Below are 5,429 nucleotides of genomic sequence, written 5' to 3' on the forward strand. Positions count from 1 at the left end.
ATCAAGAATGTTAAAGAAAAATACTTATTATAATGTGGTAAAATGTAAAGTAAATGTAATTTTAAACTTTACATTTATATTTTAACTATGTATAATATCATTGTTTAGACGCTTCTGTAGCTCAGTTGGTAGAGCAGCTCACTCGTAATGAGCAGGTCACGTGTTCGAGTCACGCCAGGAGCTTTTATTTTTTATTAATAGTGAGGCTTTTATATGTCATACAAACCTTATAAAGTACCAAAAAACAACAATATTTATTCAAGAGGAAACAGGCAGGGAAGAAACAACAGACAAAATTCCCTAAAAGATGACAGAATAAAACTTTTTGGTTTCCGTTCAGGTGTTTCATATAAGATGATACTTGCTATTTTATATTATGGTTTTATGACGTTTTATATAATTACCGGAATCTACGGTGAAATAAAGTATTACACTTTTGAACCTATGGATGTGGTGTTGTTTGTCATAAAATATATTTTCTTTTTCATATTATTTTTTAGTCCCGCCATTTTCTTATCAGATTTTAAATATCGGGATTCAATTCCACTATTTAAAAGGAGAACGGCAGGCGCTTCCATAACAGGATTAATTATTATATGGATGTTTTGTTACTTGATGGTAAACATTAATATTTACTGTATGTCAGATACCTGGAAAAAATCGCGGGATGATTATAACAGGTATTTAATTGAACAGCGTGAAAAGACAACGCAGAGTGGAGATGTAAATGAAAAGTAAGAAGATTGTAATAATTGTGTTAGCGGTTATAGTTGTAATTGCCATTGTAGCAGTTATATTTGGTATAAAAAAATCAAATAAAGATAAAGGTGACAGTAACAAGATAATCACATCAGCTGCGACAAAAGAAACCACAACATACGTGAATCAGACTGTTGAAGCTTTGTCAGAAACAGTAACAGATGCACAGGGAAATGTTGTTGTGGAAACAACAAAGCCTGATAGTGCTACAACTGAAAAGACAGACAAAACTAAAAATGATAAAAAAAATGGCAACGTCAATGAAATGAATGATATTTTCACAGATGAAGCCATTGAAAATAAAGAAACAAAGAAAAAAAAAGAGCAGAATACTACCTCTAAAACAGAAGATGAAACTAAAAAATCTGATTCAAAAAATGGAGATGGCTGGTCTGAGTTTTATTAAGTTTGTTAAATAAAATTTAAAATATTTTTTTTAGGAGAGAAATGATGAAATTAGACAAGAAATTAAAAGTAGGCGTACTTGGAGCTACAGGTATGGTAGGACAAAGATTTATCACATTGCTTGATAATCATCCATGGTTTGAAGTTACAACATTGGCTGCAAGCCCACGTTCAGCAGGAAAGACATATGAAGAAGCTGTTGGGGACAGATGGAAAATGTCAGTTCCAATGCCTGAAAGTGTAAAAAAGATGATTGTACACAATGTTAATGAAGTAGAGGCAGTTGCTTCAACAGTTGACTTCGTTTTCAGTGCTGTTGACATGACAAAGGAAGAAATCAAGAAAATTGAAGAGGATTATGCAAAAACAGAAACACCTGTTGTATCAAACAACAGTGCTCACAGATGGACACCGGATGTACCGATGGTAGTTCCTGAAATTAATCCTGAACATTATGAAGTAATAGAATTCCAGAAGAAGAGACTTGGCACAACAAAAGGATTTGTTGCAGTTAAACCTAACTGTTCAATACAAAGTTATGCACCTGTTCTTACAGCATGGAAGAAATTTGAGCCTACAGAAGTTGTAGCAACAACATATCAGGCTATTTCAGGTGCCGGCAAAACATTTAAGGACTGGCCTGAAATGGTGGGAAACATTATTCCATACATTGGTGGTGAAGAAGAAAAATCAGAGCAGGAGCCACTTAGACTTTGGGGTAAGATTGTTGATGGAGAGATTGTTAAGGCTACATCACCGGTTATTACAACACAGTGTATCAGAGTACCTGTTTTAGACGGACATACGGCAGCTGTATTTGTTAAGTTTGCTAAAAAGCCTTCAAAGGAAGAATTAATTGAGGCTATGGTAAACTTTAGTGGAGAGCCGCAGAAGTTAGAACTTCCTAGTGCACCAAAGCAGTTTATTCAGTACTTAGAGGATGATAACAGACCGCAGGTAGCTTTAGACGTTAATTTTGAGCATGGAATGGGAATTTCAGCAGGACGTTTAAGAGAAGACAGTGTATACGATTACAAGTTTGTGGGATTATCACATAATACTCTTAGAGGTGCCGCAGGAGGAGCTGTATTATCAGCAGAACTTTTAGTTGCAAAGGGATATATTGCAGCAAAATAATATGTAATAATTATGAGTTATTGCTTTATTTATTAAATTTGATTTTTAAAGCAATAACTCTTTTTATGTTTAAGATTAAAAAATGCAATAGTTGATACAAAAAATATACACAGAATTACTATAACTGTTTTATCAAACTTACAGGAGATTTACAATGAAACAGTCAGATTACAGAAGAGAGCAGAAAAAACTTAGAAAAATTCAAATTGCCATAACAATAAGCGGAATAATAATCAGCATTGTATTGTTAGTGGGAATTGTTCAAAATATTGCAAAACAGAATGAAAGTCATAAGTCTAAAGAAAACGCTACTAAACAGGTTGAAACTGAAAAGAAAGAGGAGACTACAGCAGAAAAGAAAAGTAAAACAAAAAAGAAATATAAGATTAGTGCTCCAAAGGAATATACAAGAACACAAATATTAAAATTTTTAAAACAATATTCAGACAGTGACGAGAATATTAAGTATTTATATGAAAATCGTGACAATTATGATACTGATTTGCTGGAAAAAGTGGCAAATAATCCTGAAATGGCGGAATTTATAGCGAACTATTTTGATTACGAATCAGAGGGCAAGCCCAAGTTGTCAAAAAATGAAAGGGCTGCTGAAGTTCCACTACTTATCCAATGGGATAAAAGGTGGGGATATAAGACCTACGGTGATTCTAATATAGGATTGGCAGGCTGTGGACCAACCTGTGTTTCAATGGTGGTGTATAGTTTAACAAGAAATGATAAGGTAACACCGGTTACAGCGGCGAAATATAGTGAAGAAAACGGATATTATGTAGAGGGAATCGGGACAGCTTGGAAACTAATGACAACTTTTCCGGCAGAATATGGAATAAACATACATGAGGTGGGATTATCTAAGGAACGTATTGAAAGTGAATTAGATAACGGTGGACTGATTATATGTGCAATGGGTCCCGGTGATTTTACATTAAGTGGTCATTTTATTGTGATATATGGCTATGACGATAATGGTTTCAAGATAAATGATCCAAATTGTATTACAAGAAGCAAAAAACAGTGGACATATGACAGATTGGCAACTCAAATTAAGGCTTTGTGGGGATACAAATTGGAAGAAACAAGAGAAACTCAGAAATAATAGGAAATTATTTTGATAAAAAATCATTAAAAGTATAGACTATTTTGTCATTTTATGAGAAAATATGTAGTGGTGTGGGCATTAGACAGCTTTGACCCACGATTTTATCACATATTTCGAAAGGAGTATTTATTCAAATGATTTATTCAAAAGAAGTTGAAATGATGTGTCCTGTAGCTAAGGGCGCAAAACATGAGCCGGCTCCAATTCCTGAAGAAGGAAAATGGGTTTACTCAAAAGAAATCAAAGATATTTCAGGTTTTACACATGGTGTTGGCTGGTGTGCTCCACAACAGGGTGCTTGTAAGCTTACATTAAATGTTAAAGAAGGTATCATTGAAGAAGCATTAATCGAAACAATCGGATGTTCAGGTATGACACATTCAGCAGCTATGGCAGCTGAAGTTCTTCAGGGAAAAACAATTCTTGAAGCTTTAAATACTGACTTAGTTTGTGATGCTATCAACACAGCTATGAGAGAATTATTCTTACAGATTGTATATGGTAGAACACAGAGTGCTTTCTCAGATGACGGTCTTGTAGTAGGTGCCGGACTTGAAGATTTAGGAAAAGGTCTTCGTTCACAGGTAGGTACTATGTATGCTACAAAGGCAAAAGGTGTTAGATATCTTGAAATGGCTGAAGGCTATGTAACAGGTATCGCTCTTGATGCTGATAATGAAGTTATTGGTTACCAGTTTGTTAACTTAGGAAAGATGACAGACTTTATCAAAAAAGGTGATGATCCTACAACAGCTTGGGAAAAATCAAAAGGTCAGTACGGTCGTGTTGATGACGCTGTTAAGATTATCGACCCAAGAAAGGAATAGGAGGTAACAACAATGGCATTATTTGAATCATATGAAAGAAGAATTGACAAGATTAATTCTGTTTTAAATAGTTATGGTATTGCTTCTATTGAAGAAGCTGAAAAGATTACAAAGGACGCTGGATTAGATGTTTATGATCAGGTTAAGAAAATTCAGCCAATTTGTTTTGAAAATGCATGCTGGGCTTACACAGTAGGTGCAGCTATTGCTATTAAGAAAGGTTGTAGAAGAGCTGCTGACGCTGCTGCTGCAATCGGTGAAGGTCTTCAGGCTTTCTGTATTCCGGGTTCTGTTGCTGACCATAGAAAAGTTGGTTTAGGACATGGTAACTTAGGAAAGATGTTACTTGAAGAAGAAACAGAATGTTTCGCATTCCTTGCAGGACACGAATCATTCGCTGCAGCTGAAGGTGCTATTGGTATCGCTGAAAAGGCTAACAAAGTACGTCAGAAACCTTTAAGAGTTATCTTAAATGGTCTTGGAAAAGATGCTGCACAGATTATTTCAAGAATTAACGGTTTCACATATGTTGAAACAAAGTATGATTATAAAGAAGCAAAATTAAACATTGTATACGAAAAGCCATATTCAACAGGTCTTCGTGCAACAGTTAAATGTTATGGTGCTGATGATGTTCAGGAAGGTGTTGCAATTATGCATCATGAAAATGTTGGTGTTTCTATTACAGGTAACTCAACTAACCCAACAAGATTCCAGCATCCTGTAGCAGGTACATACAAGAAAGAATGTATCGAACAGGGTAAGAAGTACTTCTCAGTAGCATCAGGTGGTGGTACAGGACGTACACTTCATCCGGATAACATGGCTGCAGGTCCTGCTTCATATGGTATGACAGATACATTAGGACGTATGCATTCAGATGCTCAGTTCGCAGGTTCTTCATCAGTTCCAGCTCACGTTGAAATGATGGGATTAATCGGAATGGGTAATAGATGGGACTTATCGGAATGGGTAACAACCCAATGGTTGGTGCTACAGTTGCTGTTGCTGTTTCCGTACAGCAGGCTGCTGATGAAGGCAAATTTTAATTAAAACTTTGATTTTATAAGGAATTTAGAGACTCTTGTAGATTTTGACAGGAGTCTCTTTTTTGTGCCTACAAGTCAATACCGCGTAAAAGTCTACGAGAAGTCTACAGAATTTTATTTTATAAAGTATTG

General features: G+C 35.3%; 5 protein-coding genes, 1 tRNA gene and 1 pseudogene. All 7 read left to right on the plus strand.

Features of this window, described 5'->3' with window-relative positions; all coding sequences use genetic code 11:
• Positions 1 to 110 precede the first annotated feature (110 nt).
• The 7 genes and pseudogenes from Q5O30_RS06325 (at position 111) to Q5O30_RS06355 (ending at position 5,297) form a co-directional block, all read left to right on the plus strand.
• Positions 111 to 183 (plus strand) — tRNA-Thr (locus tag Q5O30_RS06325).
• A gap of 30 nt (positions 184 to 213) precedes the next feature.
• The gene (locus Q5O30_RS06330) at positions 214 to 738 is read left to right on the plus strand and encodes a hypothetical protein (RefSeq protein ID WP_021952908.1); all 525 of its coding nucleotides are present in this window, start codon (positions 214 to 216) and stop codon (positions 736 to 738) included.
• On the plus strand, positions 728 to 1,165 hold the full coding sequence (locus Q5O30_RS06335) for a hypothetical protein (protein ID WP_021952909.1): 438 nt from the start codon (positions 728 to 730) through the stop codon (positions 1,163 to 1,165). The genes Q5O30_RS06330 and Q5O30_RS06335 overlap by 11 nt, the downstream gene beginning before the upstream one ends.
• 44 nt (positions 1,166 to 1,209) lie before the next feature.
• Positions 1,210 to 2,301 (plus strand): aspartate-semialdehyde dehydrogenase, encoded by a 1,092-nt coding sequence (gene asd, locus Q5O30_RS06340; RefSeq protein WP_021952910.1) that lies wholly within the window; start codon positions 1,210 to 1,212, stop codon positions 2,299 to 2,301.
• Between the two features lie 154 nt (positions 2,302 to 2,455).
• Positions 2,456 to 3,418: a C39 family peptidase gene (locus Q5O30_RS06345; protein WP_021952911.1), complete on the plus strand. Its 963-nt coding sequence runs from the start codon at positions 2,456 to 2,458 to the stop codon at positions 3,416 to 3,418.
• Between the two features lie 137 nt (positions 3,419 to 3,555).
• Positions 3,556 to 4,248: an iron-sulfur cluster assembly scaffold protein gene (locus Q5O30_RS06350; RefSeq protein WP_021952912.1), complete on the plus strand. Its 693-nt coding sequence runs from the start codon at positions 3,556 to 3,558 to the stop codon at positions 4,246 to 4,248.
• 12 nt (positions 4,249 to 4,260) lie between these two features.
• Positions 4,261 to 5,297 (plus strand): annotated as a pseudogene (locus Q5O30_RS06355) (GGGtGRT protein).
• The last annotated feature ends 132 nt before the right edge of the window (positions 5,298 to 5,429 follow it).

It is taken from the genome of Eubacterium sp. CAG:161 (genome assembly GCF_000432355.1).
Taxonomy (GTDB): domain Bacteria; phylum Bacillota; class Clostridia; order Lachnospirales; family Lachnospiraceae; genus Eubacterium_G; species Eubacterium_G segne.